The organism is Streptomyces sp. TRM68367 (assembly GCF_014495685.1).
GTDB lineage: Bacteria > Actinomycetota > Actinomycetes > Streptomycetales > Streptomycetaceae > Streptomyces.
Genome location: NZ_JACTVI010000083.1, coordinates 1 through 19,784 on the forward strand (window position 1 = coordinate 1; position 19,784 = coordinate 19,784).

General features: G+C 72.7%; 17 protein-coding genes. 8 read left to right on the forward strand and 9 right to left on the reverse strand.

The genetic code is table 11. The annotated features are described in order from the left end of the window. Nucleotides 1-113: 113 nt before the first annotated feature. On the reverse strand, nucleotides 114-659 hold the full coding sequence (locus H8R17_RS34680; protein ID WP_187827197.1) for a septum formation initiator family protein: 546 nt from the start codon (nucleotides 657-659) through the stop codon (nucleotides 114-116). 85 nt (nucleotides 660-744) lie between these two features. Then, on the reverse strand, nucleotides 745-1,701 hold the full coding sequence (rsmH, locus tag H8R17_RS34685; protein WP_187827198.1) for a 16S rRNA (cytosine(1402)-N(4))-methyltransferase RsmH: 957 nt from the start codon (nucleotides 1,699-1,701) through the stop codon (nucleotides 745-747). Nucleotides 1,702-2,133: 432 nt separating this feature from the next. On the opposite strand from rsmH, the gene H8R17_RS34690 reads away from it, so the two are divergent. The 4 genes from H8R17_RS34690 to H8R17_RS34705 all read left to right on the forward strand — a co-directional run bounded on the left by H8R17_RS34690 (nucleotide 2,134) and on the right by H8R17_RS34705 (nucleotide 7,714). Continuing rightward, nucleotides 2,134-2,679, forward strand: coding sequence for a carbonic anhydrase (locus H8R17_RS34690; protein WP_187827199.1), 546 nt, complete (start codon nucleotides 2,134-2,136; stop codon nucleotides 2,677-2,679). Nucleotides 2,680-2,919: 240 nt separating this feature from the next. Continuing rightward, entirely contained in the window at nucleotides 2,920-3,954 is a 1,035-nt protein-coding gene (locus tag H8R17_RS34695) for a MoxR family ATPase (protein WP_187827200.1), read from the forward strand. Continuing rightward, nucleotides 3,954-5,330, forward strand: a complete 1,377-nt coding sequence (locus tag H8R17_RS34700) for a DUF58 domain-containing protein (RefSeq protein ID WP_187827201.1) — start codon at nucleotides 3,954-3,956, stop codon at nucleotides 5,328-5,330. Before H8R17_RS34695 ends, H8R17_RS34700 begins: the two co-directional genes overlap by 1 nt. Further along, a complete protein-coding gene (locus H8R17_RS34705; protein WP_187827202.1) occupies nucleotides 5,327-7,714 on the forward strand; it encodes a DUF3488 and transglutaminase-like domain-containing protein in 2,388 nt (795 codons plus the stop codon). Before H8R17_RS34700 ends, H8R17_RS34705 begins: the two co-directional genes overlap by 4 nt. A gap of 240 nt (nucleotides 7,715-7,954) precedes the next feature. On the opposite strand, the gene H8R17_RS34710 is transcribed toward H8R17_RS34705, so the two are convergent. The 3 genes from H8R17_RS34710 to H8R17_RS34720 form a co-directional block, all read right to left on the reverse strand. Then, on the reverse strand, nucleotides 7,955-8,350 hold the full coding sequence (locus H8R17_RS34710; RefSeq protein ID WP_187827203.1) for a DUF3040 domain-containing protein: 396 nt from the start codon (nucleotides 8,348-8,350) through the stop codon (nucleotides 7,955-7,957). Nucleotides 8,351-8,627: 277 nt separating this feature from the next. Further along, nucleotides 8,628-9,464 carry a methyltransferase gene (locus H8R17_RS34715; RefSeq protein WP_187827204.1) on the reverse strand — a complete coding sequence of 279 codons (837 nt, stop codon included), beginning with the start codon at nucleotides 9,462-9,464 and terminating at the stop codon, nucleotides 8,628-8,630. 250 nt (nucleotides 9,465-9,714) lie between these two features. Continuing rightward, nucleotides 9,715-10,278 carry an SAV_6107 family HEPN domain-containing protein gene (locus H8R17_RS34720; protein ID WP_187827205.1) on the reverse strand — a complete coding sequence of 188 codons (564 nt, stop codon included), beginning with the start codon at nucleotides 10,276-10,278 and terminating at the stop codon, nucleotides 9,715-9,717. Nucleotides 10,279-10,445: 167 nt separating this feature from the next. Between H8R17_RS34720 and H8R17_RS34725 the strand changes: the two genes are divergently transcribed. The 4 genes from H8R17_RS34725 to H8R17_RS34740 all read left to right on the forward strand — a co-directional run bounded on the left by H8R17_RS34725 (nucleotide 10,446) and on the right by H8R17_RS34740 (nucleotide 16,126). After that, nucleotides 10,446-11,399, forward strand: a complete 954-nt coding sequence (locus H8R17_RS34725) for an ATP-binding cassette domain-containing protein (protein WP_187827206.1) — start codon at nucleotides 10,446-10,448, stop codon at nucleotides 11,397-11,399. Further along, complete coding sequence (locus H8R17_RS34730) at nucleotides 11,371-13,455, forward strand: YhgE/Pip family protein (protein ID WP_187827207.1); 2,085 nt, start codon at nucleotides 11,371-11,373, stop codon at nucleotides 13,453-13,455. The genes H8R17_RS34725 and H8R17_RS34730 overlap by 29 nt, the downstream gene beginning before the upstream one ends. A 62-nt stretch (nucleotides 13,456-13,517) precedes the next feature. Then, the gene (locus H8R17_RS34735) at nucleotides 13,518-14,147 is read left to right on the forward strand and encodes a TetR/AcrR family transcriptional regulator (RefSeq protein ID WP_187827208.1); all 630 of its coding nucleotides are present in this window, start codon (nucleotides 13,518-13,520) and stop codon (nucleotides 14,145-14,147) included. Nucleotides 14,148-14,632: 485 nt separating this feature from the next. After that, nucleotides 14,633-16,126 (forward strand): NAD(P)/FAD-dependent oxidoreductase, encoded by a 1,494-nt coding sequence (locus H8R17_RS34740; RefSeq protein ID WP_187827209.1) that lies wholly within the window; start codon nucleotides 14,633-14,635, stop codon nucleotides 16,124-16,126. 190 nt (nucleotides 16,127-16,316) lie between these two features. Here H8R17_RS34740 and H8R17_RS34745 read toward each other — a convergent pair whose 3' ends face one another. The 4 genes from H8R17_RS34745 to H8R17_RS34760 all read right to left on the reverse strand — a co-directional run bounded on the left by H8R17_RS34745 (nucleotide 16,317) and on the right by H8R17_RS34760 (nucleotide 19,779). Further along, the gene (locus H8R17_RS34745) at nucleotides 16,317-17,357 is read right to left on the reverse strand and encodes a hypothetical protein (RefSeq protein ID WP_187827210.1); all 1,041 of its coding nucleotides are present in this window, start codon (nucleotides 17,355-17,357) and stop codon (nucleotides 16,317-16,319) included. Between the two features lie 56 nt (nucleotides 17,358-17,413). Beyond that, nucleotides 17,414-18,337 (reverse strand): methylenetetrahydrofolate reductase [NAD(P)H], encoded by a 924-nt coding sequence (gene metF, locus H8R17_RS34750; protein WP_187827211.1) that lies wholly within the window; start codon nucleotides 18,335-18,337, stop codon nucleotides 17,414-17,416. 119 nt (nucleotides 18,338-18,456) lie between these two features. Continuing rightward, nucleotides 18,457-19,113 carry a thiamine phosphate synthase gene (gene thiE, locus H8R17_RS34755; RefSeq protein WP_187827212.1) on the reverse strand — a complete coding sequence of 219 codons (657 nt, stop codon included), beginning with the start codon at nucleotides 19,111-19,113 and terminating at the stop codon, nucleotides 18,457-18,459. Between the two features lie 300 nt (nucleotides 19,114-19,413). Continuing rightward, nucleotides 19,414-19,779 carry an Rv2175c family DNA-binding protein gene (locus tag H8R17_RS34760; RefSeq protein WP_187827213.1) on the reverse strand — a complete coding sequence of 122 codons (366 nt, stop codon included), beginning with the start codon at nucleotides 19,777-19,779 and terminating at the stop codon, nucleotides 19,414-19,416. Nucleotides 19,780-19,784 lie beyond the last annotated feature (5 nt).

Below are 19,784 nucleotides of genomic sequence, written 5' to 3' on the forward strand. Positions count from 1 at the left end.
GGCGCGGGGGCGGGAGCCGGGGCCGGGGCGCCGGGCGCCGGGGCGGGCGGGCCTGGCGGATCCGGGCACGCGGCGGCGCGGCGGTTGCCTGCCAGAAGGATCAGACACTTCCGTCACCTGCCGGGGGTCGGGGGCGTGGCTTCTTGAGGGGTGGCTTGTTGCGGCGTCGTGGCTTCTCGCCGCGGGGCGGGGGGCGTGGTGCCCGGGGTGGGCGTCGCGGGCGGGACCGTCGCGTCGGCCAGCGCCTCGGGTGCGAGGACGAGAGGGCTGCGCTCGGGGGTGCGCCAGTCTGCGGGGGCCGGTCTGGGGACGCCTTTGACGGTGCCGTCGGGGTTCAGGAAGGCGGGGTCGCCGCCGGGCACCATGCCGAGCTCGCGGGCGCGGCGCTGGAGGGCGTCGGGGGCGGAGTAGGCGTCGATGTCCCGCTGGAGCGCCTGTTCCTCGTCGGTGAGGTTCTTCGTCTCCCGCTGGAGGTCGTCGAGTCTGAACGAGCCCTCGCTCAGCGCGGAGTTCAGCACCAGGAGCCCGATCAGGCCGCCGCCGAGGAGGAGGACGACGAGGAGGACGAAGGGGGTGCGGGCGGCCTGGCCGGGGCTGCCGGTCGGGATCAGCCGGGCGAGACGGGCGGCCCTCCCCTTCAGTTCGGGTGTCCTGCTCACTCCGCTCCCCCGAGTCCGGATTTCCCACCCGCGTGGGTCCGGATTCCGGACTCGCACGCCCGCCCCGTCGCCTGCCTCATGCTCGTCATTCGATGGACTCCCTGATGCGCTGGGCGCCGCGCAGCCGCGCCGGTGCCGCCCGCCGGTTCTCGGCGATCTCTTCCTCGGTGGGAAGTTCGGCACCGCGCGTGAGCAGCTTGAGCCGCGGCTGGTAGCGCTCGGGCACGACGGGCAGACCAGGCGGCGCGGTGGTGGCGGCGCCCGCCGCGAACACGTGCTTGACCAGCCGGTCCTCCAGGGAGTGGTACGACAGCACGGCGATCCGCCCGCCCACGGCGAGGGCCTTCACGGCGGCCGGGACGGCCCGCTCCAGGACGGCGAGTTCGCCGTTGACCTCGATGCGCAGCGCCTGGAACGTGCGCTTGGCCGGATTGCCGCCGGTGCGCTTGGCCGCCTGGGGCAGCGCGTCACGGATCAGCTCCACCAGCCGCCCGCTGGTGTCGAACGGCTCCTTCTCGCGCTCGTGCACGATCGCGGACACGATCCGCTTGGCCTGTTTCTCCTCGCCGTACGTCCGGAGGATCCGCACGAGTTCGCCGGGCGGGTAGGTGTTGAGGACCTCGGCGGCGCTGATGCCGGTCGTCTGGTCCATGCGCATGTCGAGCGGGGCGTCCTGGGCGTAGGCGAAGCCGCGGCCGGACTCGTCGAGTTGCATGGAGGACACGCCCAGGTCGAACAGGACGCCCTGCACGCGCGCGATGCCGAGCCGTTCCAGCACCTCGGGCAGCTCGTCGTACACGGCGTGCACGAGGGTGACGCGCTCGCCGAAGGGCGCGAGGCGCTCGGCGGACAGGCGCAGGGCCTCCTTGTCCCGGTCGAGGGCGACGAGCCGCGCCTCGGGGAACCGGGTCAGCAGCGCCTCGCTGTGGCCGCCGAGGCCGAGGGTGCAGTCGACGGCCACGGCCCCGGGCCGCTCCAGGGCGGGCGCCAGCAGGTCCAGGCACCGCTGGAGCATCACCGGGACGTGTCGACTCTGGCTCACGGAGACCTCTCAGGTCCGGCGCGGCGTCACGCACCGCCGGGTCCCCGCCCGCTCGTGAAGGGGAGGCCTGCCGGCGCCGGAAGCGTCAGCCGACCGGGAGCGGGAGGAGGCCGAGCCGTACGTACGCGCCGCGCACGCGGGGAGACCGGCCGGAAGCGTGCCGGGAACTCCAGGGGAAATCAGTCCAGCGGGGAGAGTCTCCAGGGGGCTCGCCTCCCGCTTCGCGTCACTTTAGTCCACCCTCTCTCGCGGTCAATCAACCGGCCTGCGCGTCGCAGGCTCCGGCGCGCGTCACGCCGTACCGCGCCGGAATTCACTCGAACGGACGCCCTCACGCCGCTCTTGTGGGTTACCTCACAACAAGTCTCGATGCGGTTCTTTGTCCTCTCTCACACAGGGCCGGCGTCCGGCGTGACCAGTACCGTCGTGGTTATGACGACTTCTGCATCGGTTTCCACGGGTTCCGAAGGCGCGATACACGGCGGCACCGTCACCGACCGTCTCGTCGAGGCGAACGCCCGGTACGCTGCCGCCTTCACCGATCCCGGCATGGACGCCCGTCCCGTCCTCCGAGTCGCCGTCGTGGCCTGCATGGACGCCCGGCTCGACCTGCACACCGCGCTCGGCCTGGAGCTGGGCGACTGCCACACCATCCGCAACGCGGGCGGCGTGGTCACCGACGACGTGATCCGCTCGCTGACCATCAGCCAGCGGGCGCTCGGCACCCGCAGCGTGGTCCTCATCCACCACACCGGCTGCGGTCTGGAGTCCCTCACCGAGGACTTCCGGCACGACCTGGAGATGGAGGTCGGCCAGCGCCCCGCCTGGGCGGTGGAGTCCTTCCGGGACGTCGAGCAGGACGTGCGGCAGTCTATGCAGCGCGTGCGCACCTCGCCGTTCCTGGTGCACACCGACGACGTACGCGGATTCGTCTTCGACGTGAAGACGGGCCTGCTGCGGGAGATCGATCCCGCCTGACCCGCCCGCCCGCCCGGGAAACGGCTTGCTGTCAATCTCCTGTCACTCGCGCGACGAAAGGCCGTAAGACAGGACATGTCGCTGCCAGTTGTCCACAGTCGAGTGACACGAATCGGTAACGGCAGCAAGAATGCGAGTGTGGCGTCACGCGGAACTCTTCACGCGTGGTGTCCGTGTTCGGGGTGGGCCGGTTGCGCATCGAGTGCGTCGGCCCGGAAAGTACGGGCCGAGGAGGGCCGGGTGACGACCTATGACGATCGAGCGAGCCTCACTGATCTGACCGCCGTGGTCGAGCGCGTGCGGGGGTCGGTGGAGGGCGTGATCGAGGGCAAGCCCGAGGTCGTCCGGCTCTCCCTGACCGTGCTGCTCGCGGAGGGACACCTGCTGATCGAGGATGTTCCCGGAGTCGGCAAGACCATGCTCGCCAAGGCGTTGGCGCGCTCCATCGACTGTTCGGTGCGGCGTATCCAGTTCACGCCCGACCTGCTGCCCTCGGACATCACCGGTGTGTCCATCTGGGATCAGCAGCGCAAGGACTTCGAGTTCAAGCCTGGAGCCATCTTCGCTCAGGTCGTGATCGGCGACGAGATCAACCGTGCCTCGCCGAAGACGCAGTCCGCGCTGCTGGAGTCGATGGAGGAGCGGCAGGTCACCATCGACGGCAAGACCTACGAGCTGCCCAGCCCCTTCCTGGTGGTGGCGACGCAGAACCCGGTCGAGATGGAGGGCACCTACCCGCTGCCGGAGGCCCAGCGCGACCGCTTCATGGCACGGGTCTCGGTCGGCTACCCCAGCGCGGAGGCCGAGCTGCAGATGCTGGACGTGCACGGCGGCGTCTCGCCGCTGGAGGACCTCCAGCCGGTGGCGCACGCGCACGAGATCGTGAAGCTGATCGAGACCGTGCGCGGCGTCCACGTGGCCGAGCCGGTCCGGCGCTACGCCGTGGATCTGGTCAGCGCCACGCGCACCCACCCGGACCTGAGACTGGGCGCCTCCCCGCGCGCGACGCTGCACCTGCTGCGCGCGGCGAGGGCGTCGGCGGCCCTGAGCGGCCGGGAGTACGCGTTGCCGGACGACGTGCAGGCGCTCGCCGTGGCCGTCCTGGCCCACCGCCTGCTGCCCACCGCCCAGGCCCAGCTCAACCGCCGCACCGCCGAGCAGGTCGTCCAGGAGATCCTGCAGAGCACGCCGGTTCCGGCGGCGCCCCAGCAGAGCGGTCTGGGCCTCGGCCGCAGCGCTCCGCCATACGGCCAGCAGCCGCCGCGGAGGCTGTGATGACCGCCCCGTCCATCGGGGGCACGGGGCAGCAGCCGGAGGGCGACCGCGGCGACAGGAGCGGCATCCGTACCGCCCTGGCCGGACTGACCACGCGTGGCCGCTCGTTCCTGGCCGCCGGTGTCGCGGCTGCGGTCTGCGCGTACGTCCTCGGGCAGAGCGATCTGCTGCGCGTCGGGCTGCTGCTCGCGGTGCTGCCGCTGGTGTGCGCGACCGTGCTGTACCGCACCCGCTACCGGGTCGCCGGCAGCCGCCGGCTCTCCCCCGCGCGCGTGTCCGCCGGCAGCGAGGCCCGGGTCCATCTGCGGATGGACAACGTCTCCCGGCTGCCCACGGGTCTGCTGATGCTGCAGGACCGGGTGCCGTACGTGCTCGGTCCGCGCCCCCGTTTCGTGCTCGACCGGGTCGAGGCGGGCGGCCGCCGCGAGGTGTCCTACCGCGTCCGCTCCGACCTGCGCGGCCGCTATCCGCTGGGCCCGCTCCAGCTGCGCCTGACCGACCCGTTCGGCATGTGCGAGCTGACCCGGTCCTTCTCGACGTCCGACACCCTGACGGTGATCCCGCGCACGGAGCCGCTGCCGCCGGTGCGCCTGAGCGGCGAGGCGAAGGGGTACGGCGACGGGCGGCAGCGTTCGCTGGCGCTGGCCGGCGAGGACGACGTGCTCCCGCGCGGGTACCGCTACGGCGACGACCTGCGCCGGGTGCACTGGCGCTCCACCGCGCGCTACGGCGAGCTGATGGTGCGCCGCGAGGAGCAGCCGCAGCGCGCCCGCTGCACGGTCCTGCTGGACACCCGGGGCATCGCCTTCGAGGGCGCGGGCCCGGACTCGGCGTTCGAGTGGGCGGTGGCGGGAGCGGCGTCCGTGCTGGTGCACATGCTGGAGCGGGGCTATTCCGTCCGGCTGCTGACGGACACCGGCAACTCGGTGCCGAGCGAGGGCGCCGACGGGTTCGCGGGCGCCAGCCAGGAGTCGGCGGACGCGGCCGGGCTGATGATGGACACGCTCGCCGTGATCGACCACTCCGACGGCGCGGGCCTGTCCCGTGCGTACGACGTGCTGCGCAGCGGGAACGAGGGGCTGCTGGTGGCCTTCCTCGGCGACCTGGACGAGGAGCAGGCCGCCGTGGTGGCCCGGATGCGGCAGCGCAGCGGGGGCGCGGTCGCCTTCCAGCTGGTCAGCGGGGCCTGGCTGCGGGAACCGACCGATGTGTCCGGCCCGCTGGACAGGAGCGAGGAGCGGCTGCGGATGCTGCGCGAGGCGGGCTGGACGGCCCTGAGCGTGCCGCGGGCCGCCTCCTTGGAGGACCTGTGGCGGCAGGCGGACCGGGAGCGCTCCGGCGTCGCCGCCACAAGCGGCGGGGAGGGGCCGGTATGAGCGGTCGGACACGACTGACGCTGGGCGCGTGGACGGCGACGCTGATGGCGGCGTGTGCCCTGCTGCCCCTGGTCGAGCCTGCCTCCTGGATCCTGCAGGCGGCGTTCCTGCTGGCCGTGCAGGCAGGCGTGGGCGCGGCGACCCGGCGGGTGCCGCTGGCCCGGCCGCTGACCGTGGCGGCGCAGGCCCTGGTCACGCTGATGCTGCTGACCCTGGTCTTCGCCAGTGAGCACGCCTTCCTCGGGGTGTTCCCCGGCCCGGAGGCCTTCCGGCACTTCGCCGGTCTGCTGCGACTGGGCGCCGACGACATCGCGCGGTACGCGATTCCGGCGCCGCTCGAGTCCGACGGCATCCGGCTGATGCTCATCGGCGGCGTGCTGGTGATCGGGCTGATGGTGGACGCCCTCGCGGTGACCTTCCGCAGCGCGGCCCCGGCCGGTCTGCCCCTGCTCGCGCTGTACTCGGTGGCGGCGGGGCTGTCCGACGGCGGCAGCGACTGGGTGTGGTTCCTGGTCGCGGCGGGCGGCTATCTGATGCTGCTGCTGGCCGAGGGACGCGACCGGCTCTCGCAGTGGGGCCGCGTCTTCGGCGGGGCGCCGCGCACGCCGGGCGATGAGCCGAGCGGCGCCACGGCCCCGGTGCGCACCGGGCGGCGCATCGGCGTGGTCGCGCTGGGCATCGCCCTGGTCGTGCCGCTCGGGCTGCCCGCGATGAACGGCGGTCTGCTGGACGCCACCGGCACGGGCGTGGGCTCCGGAAGCGGGCGCGGCGGCACGATCTCCGCGGTGAACCCGCTGGTGTCCCTGCGCGACAGTCTGAACGTGGACGAGGACAGCCAGGTGATGTCCCTGCGGACCAGCACGGACGACGTCTCGGACCTGTATCTGCGGATCGTTTCCCTGGACGACTTCGACGGCACCACGTGGAAGCCGTCCAAGCGGCACATCACCGGTGTGCCCGACGACTTCCCGACTCCGGTCGGCCTGAGCCCCGACGTCCGGCGCTCGGAGGTCGACACCACCATCTCGGCGGCCGACGGGTACTCCCAGAACTGGCTGCCGATGCCGTATCCGCCGAGCGGCGTGCAGATCAGCGGCAACTGGCGCTACGAGCCGGTGGGCATGACGCTGGTCGGCGACCACGGGCAGACGACGAGCGGGCTGACGTACCGGGTGAAGAGCCTGGACGTGGAGCCGACGGCGCAGCAGCTGGCCGAGGCGCCGGCGCCGCCCCCGGCCCTGGAGCGCGAGTACACCCAGCTGCCGGACTCCCTGCCGCCGGTGGTGGAACGCACCGCCCGCGAGGTCACCGAGGGCGCGCGGAACCCCTACGAGCAGGCGGTCAAGCTCCAGGACTACTTCGCCGTGAACGGCGGCTTCGAATACGACACACAGGTGCAGGTCGGCAGCGGCTCCCAGGCGATAGCCCGCTTCCTGCGGGACAAGCAGGGCTTCTGCGTGCACTTCTCCTTCGCCATGGCGGCGATGGCGCGATCGCTGCACATACCGGCCCGGGTCGCGGTGGGCTTCGCGCCCGGTACCCCGCAGGGGGACGAGACGGTGTCGGTGGGCCTGCGGGACGCGCACGCCTGGCCGGAGCTGTACTTCGAGGGCATCGGCTGGACCCGCTTCGAGCCGACCCCGACCCGCGGCTCGGTGCCGTCCTACACGCTGACGGACACGCCGGGCAGCGCACTGCCGGACACCTTGCAGCCCTCCCAGTCGACGTCCGCCGCGCCGTCTCCGACGCCGTCGACGAGCGAGAGCTGCACGGTCGAGCAGAAACGGCTCGACGGGAACTGCGGGACCGAGTCCCCCGCGGCTGCGCTGCCGACCGACGACGGCGGGCCGAAGTGGTACACGGTCCTGGCGTGGGTGCTCGGCGCGCTCGCCGCGCTGGCGCTCCCACTGGCGCCGATGCTCTGGAGACTGCGGACCCGATCCGTACGGCTCGGGGCGCACGGCCGGGGCGAGGCGGATGTCGCGGGCCACATCCTGGCGGTGTGGCAGGAGCTGACCGACACGGCGTGGGACTTCGGCATCGCGCCGGACGAGTCACAGACCCCGCGCAAGTCGGCCGCCCGCATCGTCCGCCTGGGCCGGCTCGACCCGGCGGCCGCGGCCTCCGTCCACCGGGTGGCGAACGCCGTGGAGCAGGTCCTGTACGCCCCGCACCCACGACCCACGGCGGGCCTCGCGGACGACGTCCGCCGGGTGACGACCGGCCTGCGCACGGAGGTCAGCCGCAGCACGAGCCTCCGCGCGCTCCTTGCCCCACGCTCCACCGTACGAGTGACCTGGGCGGTCTCGGCCCGCTGGACCACCCTCCGCGAACGGGCCCTGGCGGCCATGCCGACGCGGCGCACGTCGGGGCAGCGCGGCTGACGGGTCGGAGCGAGTCCCGGGGGCTGGGGGCCGGCCTGGGTGAGCCAAACTGCAAGGGGCGCGGGGCTGTGCTCGATATGCGGCTCCGCCGCAGGGGGCGCGACAAGCCACAACGCAGTCACCGAACGACAGGGAGCCCCGAGCCACTAGGCACTCATGCGTCAGGGGGTGACCGCCTCACCGGCGGTCACCCCCTGACGTACGTCTTCACGTATGTCCTGGAGCCCTGCTGCTCGCCCGCTACTGCCCGCCCTGCTCGTCGCGGCGCCGCTGCCAGCGCTGCTCGATGCGGTCCATCATGGAGCGCCGTTGGCGTCCCTGACGGCGGGCCTGCGGTGCCGCACCGGCGGACTGTTCGCCGGGCTTGGGGGCCTTGCGCCAGCCGGTCACGGCCAGTACCGCGCAGCCCAGCATCACGAGGAAGCCCACGACGCTGAGCCAGACCTGTTTGGCGACCATACCGGCCATGAGGAGCGCAATACCTACGAGGAAGCCCGCGACCGCCTGGTAGACCCGCCGCCGGGTGTACGTGCGCAGCCCGCTTCCTTCAAGCGCTGTCGCGAACTTGGGATCTTCGGCGTACAGCGCTCGCTCCATCTGCTCGAGCATGCGCTGCTCGTGCTCCGAGAGCGGCACGGAGTCCTCCTCATCGTGCAGTCGCCGTGGCGACCCTGGGGGGTCTCTTCAGGATAGGCAGGGAATCGCCCCCGTGAAACCCGCCCCTCTGCGCCAATTGGCCAACCGGATCCCGCCATGAGCGTCCCGGCTCGCTGAAGCTTCCATTCCCCAGCAGCCGACCCGTCATGCCGGACGGTCTCCCTCGATCATACGGCGCGAGGCCCCCGTTCGGAGGGCCTGTGGCGTACTCCATGCACAGCCGCGGCGCTGATCAGCGGCGCGGCACAAAGGCGGCTCAGGCCTCCCGGTCGCCTCTTGTCTCCCGAATCTCACCGAGCACATGAAGCTGCGTGGCCACAGACTGGAAGGCCGGGAGTTCGGCCGCGGCCTCCTCCAGCTTCAGCAGCGCCTCCAGGGCACCGGGCTCGGTGTCCACGAGCACACCGGGGACGAGGTCGGCGAAGACCCGCACGCCGTGCACGGCGCCGACCGTGAGGCCCGCGCCCTCGACCAGTTCCGTGAGCTGCTCGGCGGTGAAGCGGCGCGGCACGGGGTCACTCGCGCCCCACCGTCCGTTCGGGTCGTCGAGCGCCTGCCTGGCCTCCTTGAAGTGCCCGGCGAGAGCCCGCGCGAGCACGGCGCCGCCGAGTCCGGCGGCGAGCAGGCTGAGGACACCCTCGGTGCGCAGCGCGGCCACAGCGTTGCGGACGCCTTCGGCCGGGTCGTCCACGTACTCCAGGACGCCGTGGCACAGCACCACGTCGTACCCGCCTCGCTCGGCCACGTCGAAGAGGCCGTGGGCGTCGCCCTGGACGCCCTTGACGCGGTCGGCGACGCCGGCCTCGGCGGCGCGGCGCTCCAGCGCGAAGAGCGCGTTGGGGCTCGGGTCGACGACGGTGACCCGGTGGCCGAGGCTGGCGACGGGCACCGCGAAGTTGCCGCTGCCGCCTCCCGTGTCAAGGACTTCCAGCGCCTGCCGTCCCGTGGCCTTGACCCGGCCCTCCAGGGCGTCCTGGAGGACCTCCCAGACCACGGCCGTACGAAGTGAGGCGCGGGGGCGAGAGGGGTCGGAGCGCAGCGACGCCGTTTGCGAGTGGCGGTGGGAGACGGGCGGGCGCATCGGGTCCGACACGGCAGTTGACTCCTCGGCGCGGCACCGCCTCTTGCACGGCGGCGCGATCGGGGCGCCTTCCCCGGCCCCGGGCCCCGGGCACGGTTGGGGGGAAGACTTCAGGCGCCCTCCACCCTATTGCCTCCGGCACCTGCCCGGTCACTGCGGCGGGCGAGGTCGTCCCGGTCACTGCGGCGGGCGGCGCCGTACTCGGCCACCACGGCGGGCAACACCGCACCCGGTCGCCGCGGCGTGCGGCGGCGCGTCCCTGTCAGCCCGCGTCCGGCATGTCCCGTGGGGTGCCTGGACCGTCCGGCTCGTCGGTGTCCTGGCGTGGCTGTGGGAGGACCGGCTGGAGGACCAGCATCCGCTCCACCAGGCGCAGGAACATCGCCACGTCCCGTATCAGGTCGTCGGCGTCCCGGTTGCTGGCCGCGCCCTGGATGCCCGCCTCGGCCCGGGCACGACGCCGGGCTCCGGAGGCGAACAGCGCGCTCCACTCGGAGAGCTCGGGCGCGATCTCGGGGAGCACTTCCCAGGCGCTCCGGATCTTGGCCCGGGCCCGGGGCGAGGATTCCGGGCGCCCGTGCGCGGCGAGCACGGCGGCGGCGGTGCGCAAGGCGGCGAGGTGGGCCCTCGCGTAGCGCTCGTTGGGCGTTTCGAGGACGGCGGCCTCGTCGAGCCCGGCGCGGGCCTGGGCGAGCAGGTCGAGGGCGGCCGGCGGGGCCGTGGCCCGGCGGAGCACGGGGTGCACGTCGCTCGCCGGGCTGGTCAGTGAGGGGGCAGGGCCGGTGGCGCGGCGCCGGCGGGCGGCTGCTGCGTGGTAGCTGGCCATGACGAACCTCCTGTCGTCTGCGTGACGGCATCGCCATGGCAGGTGATGCCGTATGTGCCCATCGTGAGGTATGGCACTGACAATCCGTTCTGACCTGGGCCTTTGCTTCGATCGAGAGTTCGGAGTAGTTTTTGCACTGACCAGTCAGTTCAATTCCTGGCAGGTCAATGTCATCAGTTCGATTCGAGGGGTTGGGGGAAACCGTGACCGGAGTCGGTGTCGCGGCCCGGGGCCTCGGGCTCAGGGGTCCTCGCGGCTGGGCGTTCCGCGAGGTCTCCTTCGACGCGGAGCCCGGTTCACTGATCGCGATCGAGGGTCCGTCGGGGTCCGGGCGTACGTGTCTGCTGCTCGCGCTCACGGGGCGGATGAAGCCCACGGAGGGGTCGGCCACCGTGGGCGGGGCGAGAGGGCCGAAGCACTTGTCGGCGGTGCGGCGGTGCAGTGCCCTCGCCCACGTGCCGGGCGTCACGGACCTCGACCCGGCCCTGACCGTCGCCGAGCACCTGCACGAGCGGGCGTTGCTCCAGCGGCGGTTCGGCGATTCGCCGCGCGAGCTGCTGCGGCCGCGTGCCGAGCGGCGCGGGGAGGCCCGGGAGCGGATCGACGCCGCGCTGGCCGCCGCCGGTCTCGAACCGGCGTCCCTGCCCAAGGGCGCGCGCACCGCCGTACGGGACCTGGAGCGCGTGGAGGCGCTGCGGCTGTCCGTGGCCCTGGCCCTGATCGACCGCCCACGGCTGCTCGGCGTCGATGACACCGACTTGAAGCTGTCGGACGCCGAACGGGACGAGGTCTGGGCGCTGCTCGCGTCCCTCGCCGAGGCGGGCACAACAGTGGTGGCCGTGTGCAGCGAGGCTCCCGAGGGAGCCGTGGTCGTCTCCACCGCCTTCGGCACCGGGCCCGACGGCACGAACACCGATGGCAGGAGCACCGTCGGCACGACCACCGACGAAACGACCTCCGGCGGCACAACCGCCGGCGCCACGAACACCGGCGAGACGGCGACCGAAGACACCGAGACCCACGGCAGCAAGGCCGAGGCCGACGAGGATGCCAACGCCGACGACTCCCACCACGACACGAAGGAGAAGGCCGATGCGCTCGCCGCGACTCGCCGCGCTTGAGCTGCGGCGCTTCGGCCGGGGCCGGCTGCCGCGCGTCGCCCTGGTCGCGCTGCTGGTGCTGCCGCTGCTGTACGGCGCCCTGTACCTGTGGTCCTTCTGGGACCCGTACGGCCGTCTCGACAAGGTCCCCGTGGCCCTGGTGAACGACGACAGGGGGGCGACGGCCGACGGCAGGCGGATCTCGGCGGGCGACGACCTCGCCGAGCGGCTGCGGGACAGCAGGACGTTCGACTGGCACGAGGTGAGCGCCGCCGAGGCCCGCAGGGGCGTCGAGGACGGCACGTACTACCTGTCCCTGACCATGCCGGCCGACTTCAGCCGACGGATCGCCTCCAGCGGCGGTGCAGCCCCGGAGACCGGCGTCCTCCGGGTGCGGACGAACGACGCGAACAACTACATCGTCGGCCAGATCTCCCGGACGGTGTTCAGCGAGGTGCGCCGGGCCGCGTCCACGAAGGCCTCGCGGACCATGCTGGACAAGATCTTCATCTCGTTCTCCGGCATCCACGGCGAGACCGTGAAGGCCGCCAAGGGCGCCGACCGGCTCAACGGCGGCATCGGGAAGGCGGAGAAAGGGGCCAAGGACCTCGCCGACGGCCTGAAGGACGCCAAGGACGGCAGCAGCAGCCTGGCCGCGGGGCTGAAGAAGCTCCACAAGGGCTCGGGCGACCTGGCGGACGGCTCGAAGCAGGTGGCCGAGGGCACGCAGACGCTCGCCGACAAGGTCAACGGGCTCGACCAGAAGGTGGGCCCCTTGCTTGCGGGCAACGAGAAGACCATCGGTGACACCGCCCGGCTCGTCGCCGACTCCTCGGGAGCGGTCCGCGACCACCTCGACACCCTCGCGGAGCGGGCGCCCGCCGCCGCCAAGGCCGCCCACACGGCCTCCGACTCGCTGGACGGCGTCTACCAGCGGCGCTGTGTGAACCCCGTGCTGCCCGACGCCGCCTGCGCCGACCTGAAGAAGGCCAAGGACGCCGCCGCGGACTCGGCGACCGTCGCCGACGACGTCAACGCGCTGATCGCCGACCAGAACGGCGACCTGGACAAGCTCGACAAGAACCTCGCCACCCTGCAGAAGCAGGCCCGGGAGCTCGCCCGGCGCGCCTCGCACCTCTCCGAGGACCTCGACGACGCCGTCACCCGGATCAACAAGCTGAACGACGGCGCTTCCAAGGTCGCCGCCGGCGCCAAGAAGCTGCACAAGGGGCTGGGCACGGCCAGAACCGGTGCGGCCGACCTGGACAAGGGCGTCGGCGACCTCAGGGCGGGCGCCGAGGACCTGAACGGCGGCATCTATAAGCTGGTCGACGGCTCCGGCAAGCTCGCGGGCGGCCTGCACGACGGCGCCGAGCAGATCCCCGACTACGACGAGCAGGACCGCGACCGGCGCACCGAGGTGATGGCCGACCCGGTGCAGCTCGCCTCCGGGGACGTGCACAAGGCGCCCAACTACGGCACCGGTTTCGCCCCGTACTTCATCCCGCTCTCCCTGTGGGTGGGCGCGATGGTGGCGTACATGCTGATCCCGCCGATGAACCGGCGCGCGCTCGCCGCGGGCGCCCCGGCGTGGCGGATCACGCTGGCGGGCTGGCTGCCGGTGGTGGCGATCGGGGCGGCGCAGACGGCGGCCCTGATGGCGGTGCTGCACTGGGCGATCGGCCTGGAGATGGCGCGGGCGGCAGGCACGGTGGGCTTCCTGTTCCTGGTGACGGCCTGTTTCGCGGCCCTCGTGCAGTGGCTGAACGCCCGCTTCGGGGCCGCGGGCCGGATCCTCGTCCTGGCGCTGCTGATGCTCCAGCTGACCTCGGCGGGTGGCACGTACCCCGTGCAGACCAGCCCCGGCTTCTTCAACGCGCTGCACCCCCTCCTGCCGATGAGCTACGTCGTCGAGGCGCTCCGGCGGCTCATCACGGGCGGGGGTCTGGGGCCGGTGTGGCAGGCGTGCGCGGTGCTGGCGGCGTTCACGGCGGGCGCGCTCGCGCTGACCGCGCTGTCGGCCCGTCGGCGGCAGGTGTGGACGCTCGACCGGCTGCACCCGGAGCTGAGCCTGTGACCGGGCGCGTGACCTCGACTCCCGTGTCCGGGCACGGAGTGGTTCCTGTGACAATCAGGGCCATGGAAAGCAGCAGCGCCACGTCGGGCGGCAGCACCCGTCGCGAAGCCACCCGGCAGAAGCTCTACGAGGCGGCCGTCACCCTCATCGCCGAGCAGGGCTTCTCCGCCACCACGGTGGACGAGATCGCCGAGCGGGCCGGAGTCGCGAAGGGCACGGTCTACTACAACTTCGCCAGCAAGTCCGTCCTCTTCGAGGAACTGCTGCGGCACGGCGTGGGTCTCCTGACCGCCTCCCTCCGGGAGGCGGCGGAGAAGACCGCCCGCGCGGGCGGCGGCAAGGTCGAGGCCCTGGACGCGATGGTCCGCGCGGGGCTGGTCTTCATCGACCGCTACCCGGCCTTCACCCAGCTGTACGTGGCCGAGCTGTGGCGCACCAACCGGGCCTGGCAGTCCACGCTGATGGTGGTCCGGCAGGAGGCCGTCGCGGTCGTCGAGGGCGTGCTGCGCGAGGGTGTGGAGAACGGCGAGTTCAGCGACGAGATCGATATCCCGCTGACGGCGGCCGCGCTGGTCGGCATGGTGCTGGTGGCGGCGCTGGACTGGAAGTCGTTCCAGCCGGAGCGCTCCCTGGACGACGTGCACGCGGCGCTGTCCCGGCTGCTTCAGGGCCGGGTGAGCGGCCGCCGCTGACAACGCGCGCCGCACATGAAGGCCGACCGGCCCCGAAAGCCGGCCGCCGCACATGAAAGCGCCGGTCCGAGGTGGCCGCATCCCCCGCGGGCCACCGGCCGGACCGGCGCTTCCTCTTGCTCCCCCGTACGTCCCCCCGTTGGAACCCCCGTTTCGGTCGTCCCCCGGGTTCCCCCGTGCCTCGCTCCCGCCGACGTCCGCCGGCGGAAGGAGCGGATCGTGGCCCGCTCCGTTCCGGCGCCCCGTGTCGCCGGTGCCGGAGCCGTGCCCCTTTCCGTGCCTCCACTCTCTCGTTCGCGCAGGTCGCGGCCCATCCGCGCGCGTACTCAACTCATCCCGTAGGTACGGATACTCAGTCCTGCGCACTCACCCTCAGGACAGGCTGTCACCAACTGGTGACGAACGCGCCCGCGCCGCTACTGCCCCGGGCGTCGCCGAGGCCGGTCCCGGCCGAACTGTCAGTGGCGGCCGATAAAGTCGCAGGCATGGCACGGATTGCGGTGATCGGCGCCGGGATGGGCGCGATGGCGGCCGCCGCCCGGCTCGCCGTCGCGGGCCACCAGGTGGCGGTGTACGAGCGGACGGAGACGTACGGCGGAGCGGTGCGCCGATTCGAGCGGGACGGCTTCTCCTTCGACACCGGGCCGGGACTGCTGCCGTTGCCCGCGGTCTGGCGCGATCTGTTCGTCAAGACCGGCAGGGAGCCACTGGAGGCGTGCGTCGAGCTGGTCCAGGTCGACCCGTCGGCGCGGCACGTGTTCGCGGACGGCACGGAGGTGTCGTTGCCGAACGCCTCGCGCGCGGGCGTCGTCGCCACGCTGGACGAGGCGCTCGGCTCGGGCGCGGGCAGACGCTGGGGCGACTTCCTGGTGCGGGCCCGTGAGGCGTGGGACCGGACACGCCGGCCACTGCTGGAGGAGCCGCTGTGGCCGAACTGGCAGGTGCTGGCCGAGCGCGAGCCCTATCCGGCGGTCCCGCGCAAGCTGCTGCTGCGCACCCGCCGGGCGGGCACGCTTGCCGAGGTCGGCGCCTGGGAGCTGCGGGATCCCCGCCTCGCCGCCCTCCTGGAGGGCCATGCCCTCGGCCACGGCCTGGATCCCCGCACGACCCCGGCGAGCGCGGCGGTGCTGCCGTACATGGAGCACGCCTTCGGCACGTGGTACGTCCGCGGCGGCCTGCGGGAGCTGGCGCGCGCGGTGTACGAGCGGTGCGTGGCCCGCAGGGTCGAGTTCCACTTCGGCGCGGAGGTCGCCGGAATCCTGGAGAAGGACGGCCGCGTGGCGGGGGTGGAGCTGGCGGACGGCGCGGTGGCGGACGCGGACTTCGTCGTCGCCGGGGTCGCGCCCGGCGTACTGGACCGGCTCGCCCGGGGTACGGCGGTGTGGGGCGAGGGCGAGGTGCCGCCGCAGCGCGGGGCGGCGAGCCGGCTGACGGTGCTGCTCGCGCTGCGCGGCGGCCGTCCCGAGGGCGCGGCGCACCGCACGGTGGTGCACGCCGAGAACCGCGACGCCGAGCTGGACGCCCTGTTCGGCGCCGCCCCGGGCCTGCCCGCGCACCCGACGGTCACGGTCCTACGGCCGGACGACCCCGCGCTGGTCCCGGACGCCGGCCACGAGGCGGTCACGCTCACCTCGGCCCTGCCCGCCGGGTCGGAGCCCGACGACCGGCACGCCGAGGCCCTGATCACCGCCGCCGCGCGCGCGATACCGGACCTGCGCGAGCGCCTCCTCCGACACGAGCTGCGCACCCCGGCCGACATCGCGGAGGCCACGGGCACGGAGGGCGGAGCCGTCCCGGTGCCGGCACTGGCCGCCGACGGCGGACGGCTGCTGCACGCGCCGAGCACCACCCGCACCGAGGGCCTCTACACGGTCGGCGGCTGGTCCCACCCCGGCGGCGGCCTCCCCCACGCGGGCATGTCGGGCGCGCTGGTCACCGGACTGATCGTGGAGGGGCCGGACTTCCGCGGGTCACAGTGAGACCCGGCGCGGAGTTCTGCGGGGCGCAGCGAGACGGCACGGCGTCCTTGGGGTCGCAACGAGACCCGGCACGGAGTTCTTCAGGCCGCGTTCTTCAGGCCGCAGTGAGAGCGGGGCCGGGAGTCCGCGAAGCCGGTGAGCCCGGTGAGAGCGGCACCGAATTCAGGGGGGAGGCAGCGGCCCGGAGAGTTCAGAAACGGTACTGCTCGTCGAAGCCCTGGCCGTCCTGCTGCTGGCCGTTGCCCTGGTATGGGTACTGCTGCTGTTCCGGCGGGAATTCGCCGCCGTACGGGTCTTCGGTGCTGCGCTGCTGCGGGACCCACACGCCGCCCGGCGGGGTCTCGCCGTAGCCGCCGGTGCCGGTGCCGTACTGGTCCTGGCCCTGGGCGTAGCCCTGCTGCCCGTACTGCTGCTGCCCGTACTGCTGCTGCCCGTACTGCTGCTGGCCGCCGTACGTCGCATCGTACGCGCCCGCATCGTAGGTCTGGGTGCCGATGTACGGGTCGGAGTAGGCGGCGTACTGCTGCTGCCCGGTGGCGTCGTAGCCGTACTGCTGCTGGCCGTAGCCGGAGTAGTCGTAGGCGTAGGTCTGATCGGTGCCCTGGGCCGCCGCCGCGTACTGGTCCTGGCCGTAGCCGTTGTCGGCGTACATGCCGTAGGAGCTGGTGTCGTCCGGGAGGGACTGCGGCTGGTAGACGGCGGTTGTCTCGGCGGCCGCCGGGTCGACGGGGCGCGCGGGGGCGAAGACGTCGTCGCGGTCGTACTCGTCGTCGTGGCCGTAGGACACGCTGTCCTGGCCTTGCGCGCGGCCGTCGTCGTAGCCGCCCTCGTCGCCGTAGCCGCCCTCGTCGCCGTAGCCGCCCTCGTCGCCGTAGCCGCCCTCGGCCGCTTCCAGGCCGGTGACCTCCAGGGTCGGGTCCTGGCGGCCGCCGCGGGGGCGCTTGCTGCCGCCCAGGCCCGGCAGCCCGCCGAGGGCCGGCGCGGACATCGCCCAGCCGGCCGCGAAGCCGCGGCGGAACGAGAGCGTGACATACGTCTGCCCGACCGCGAACGCGGCGGCGCCCAGTCCGATCACGACGAAGGACGGGATCAGTACACCGACGACGACACCGAGGAAGCCGACGAAGGCGAGCAGCCGCCAGCGCAGGCGTGCCTTGTACTGCAGCAGCACCTCGCCCAGCAGCCACAGCGCGACGATGCCGAACGCGATGTAGAGGACCGTCCAGCCCATGTACGCCCCTCTCCCAGTAGCCGCTACGCAGTGTGTCGCACGCCGGTGCGACCGGTCTAGGCCTGCGGCGGGTGGTGCAGACCCAGGTTCTCGTAGATTTCCAGCGTCGCCGTGGAGTTGTTGAGCGTGATGAAGTGCAATCCGGGCACTCCCTCGGCCAGCAGCCGCGCACAGAACTCCGTGGCGAACTCGATCCCAATGGAGCGTACAGCCGCCGGATCGTCCTGTGCCGTGAGGATCCGGTCTTTCAGGGCCGCCGGGAACGAGGCATTACTGAGCTTTGGCAACCGTTCCAGCATCTTCACGCTGGTCACCGGCATGACCTCGGGAATGACCGGGGTCTCGCAGCCGGCCGCGGCGACCCGGTCACGCAGCCGTAGATAGGACTCCGGGCGCCAGAACATCTGCGTGATCGCGTAGTCGGCACCGGCCCGGCACTTGTCGACGAAGTGGGCGACATCGGTGTCCCAGTCGCTGGAGCGCGGATGCATCTCCGGGAAGGCGGCGACGCCCACGCAGAAGTCACCCGACTCCTTGATGAGCCGGACGAGCTCGGCGGCGTAGGCCAGACCCTGCGGGTGCGGAACCCAGTCGCCCATCGGGTCGCCGGGCGGGTCGCCGCGCACGGCGAGCATGTTGCGGATCCCGGCGTCGGCGTACTGGCCGATGATGTTGCGCAGTTCGGCGATCGAGTGGTCGACGGCGGTGAGGTGGGCGACCGGGGTGAGCGTGGTGTCGGCGGCGATCTGCTCGGTCGCCCGCACCGTGCCCGCGCGCGTGGAGCCGCCGGCGCCGTACGTCACGGAGACGAAGCTGGGGGCCACCGCCTCGACCCTGCGCAGCGCGTTCCAGAGATTGCGCTTGCCCTTCTCCGTCTTTGGCGCCCAGAACTCGAACGAATACGTCGTTTTGCCGGGGTCAAGCATGTCACGCACGGTGCGTGCGCGATCCGTCCTGGTGGATGCGGTTCCGAGGGCCATACGGGAAGGTTAGTCAGGGGTCGGCGGTCACCCAACCGGATCCAGAGATTTACCCGAATTGCCGGGCCATGGTCCACTCCTTGGACACGCGCGAGACGGGCCTACAGGGCAAACGGGGCCTACGCCTGCCGCAGCCGCTTGGCGAACTCCGCCGCCGCCGCGCCCGGGTCGTCCGCCTCCGTGATCGCCCGGACGACGACAACCCGGCGGGCGCCGGCCTCGACGGCCTCGTCGAGGTTGCCCAGGCCGATGCCGCCGATGGCGAACCAGGGCCGGTCGGTGCCGAGCGCCGCCGTGTACCGGACGAGATCGAGGCCGGGGGCGGGGCGGCCGGGCTTGGTGGGGGTCGGCCAGCACGGGCCGGTGCAGAAGTAGTCCACGCCGTCCTGGACGGCGGCGGCCCGTGCCTCCGCCTCGGCGTGCGTGGAGCGGCCGATCAGGACGTCACCGCCGAGGATCGCCCGGGCCGCGGGGACCGGGAGGTCGCCCTGGCCGAGGTGCAGGACGTCCGAGCCTGCGGCGTGGGCGACGTCCGCGCGGTCGTTGACGGCGAGGAGCTTGCCGTGCCGGGCGCAGGCGTCGGCGAGGACCTTCAGGTGCTCCAGTTCCTCGGCCGCCTCCATGCCCTTGTCGCGCAACTGCACGATGTCGACGCCGCCGGCGAGGACCGCGTCGAGGAACTCCGGGAGGTCGCCCTGCCGCTTGCGGGCGTCCGTGCAGAGATAGAGCCGGGCGTCGGCGAGCTGGGCGCGTGCGGTGGCTGCGGTGTCGGGCATGCGGGTGATCCCCCGGTGTCGGTGGCGGTACGGACCGTGGCCCGGCCCGCTGGGCGGACGGCGGCGAGGCCCGTCTTCGGTGGCGTACTGACCACGGCGCGGCCCGCTTCCGGCGGCGTACGGATGCGGCCCGCTTCCGGTGGTGGCGTACGGGCTACGACAGGTGCGCCGGAAGTGGCCTGCGGACCCCGGCGGAGCCGCCGGCCATGGCGTGGTCCGCTGTCGGCAGCGTACGGGCCGCACCCCACCGCGGCCGTGGCCCAGGTCGGCCGCGGCCCGTACGCCGGACGGTATGTCGGATCAGACAGCGAGCGCCTGGGCGCGGCGCTTCACCTCCGTGCCGCGATTCTCGCTCAGCGCCTGCGCGGGGGTGCCGGGCAGGGACGGGTCGGGCGTGAAGAGCCACTCCAGCATTTCTTCGACCGTGAAGCCGTCGTCCCGCAGGAGCGTCAGGGTGCCGGACAGGCCCTTGACGACCTTGTCCCCGTCGATGAATGCGGCAGGGACGTGCAGCGCGCGGTTCTCACCGCGGCGTACGGCGATGAGCTGGCCGTCCTTCACCAGCTGCCGCACGCGGGTCACCTCGACGCCGAGCATTTCGGCGATGTCGGGGAGGGTGAGCCAGGCGGGGACGAGAGCATCGATCTTTGCGTCAATCTCGGTCACGGAAC

Excerpts from the sequence above, each read along its gene's own strand:
- H8R17_RS34690 (WP_187827199.1), top strand. The coding sequence starts at position 2,134 with ATGACGACTTCTGCATCGGTTTCCACGGGTTCCGAAGGCGCGATACAC.
- H8R17_RS34700 (WP_187827201.1), top strand. The coding sequence starts at position 3,954 with ATGACCGCCCCGTCCATCGGGGGCACGGGGCAGCAGCCGGAGGGCGAC.
- H8R17_RS34705 (WP_187827202.1), top strand. The coding sequence starts at position 5,327 with ATGAGCGGTCGGACACGACTGACGCTGGGCGCGTGGACGGCGACGCTG.
- H8R17_RS34720 (WP_187827205.1), bottom strand. The coding sequence starts at position 10,278 with ATGGCCAGCTACCACGCAGCAGCCGCCCGCCGGCGCCGCGCCACCGGC.
- H8R17_RS34725 (WP_187827206.1), top strand. The coding sequence starts at position 10,446 with ATGTCATCAGTTCGATTCGAGGGGTTGGGGGAAACCGTGACCGGAGTC.
- H8R17_RS34730 (WP_187827207.1), top strand. The coding sequence starts at position 11,371 with ATGCGCTCGCCGCGACTCGCCGCGCTTGAGCTGCGGCGCTTCGGCCGG.
- H8R17_RS34735 (WP_187827208.1), top strand. The coding sequence starts at position 13,518 with ATGGAAAGCAGCAGCGCCACGTCGGGCGGCAGCACCCGTCGCGAAGCC.
- H8R17_RS34740 (WP_187827209.1), top strand. The coding sequence starts at position 14,633 with ATGGCACGGATTGCGGTGATCGGCGCCGGGATGGGCGCGATGGCGGCC.
- H8R17_RS34745 (WP_187827210.1), bottom strand. The coding sequence starts at position 17,357 with ATGGGCTGGACGGTCCTCTACATCGCGTTCGGCATCGTCGCGCTGTGG.
- metF (WP_187827211.1), bottom strand. The coding sequence starts at position 18,337 with ATGGCCCTCGGAACCGCATCCACCAGGACGGATCGCGCACGCACCGTG.
- thiE (WP_187827212.1), bottom strand. The coding sequence starts at position 19,113 with ATGCCCGACACCGCAGCCACCGCACGCGCCCAGCTCGCCGACGCCCGG.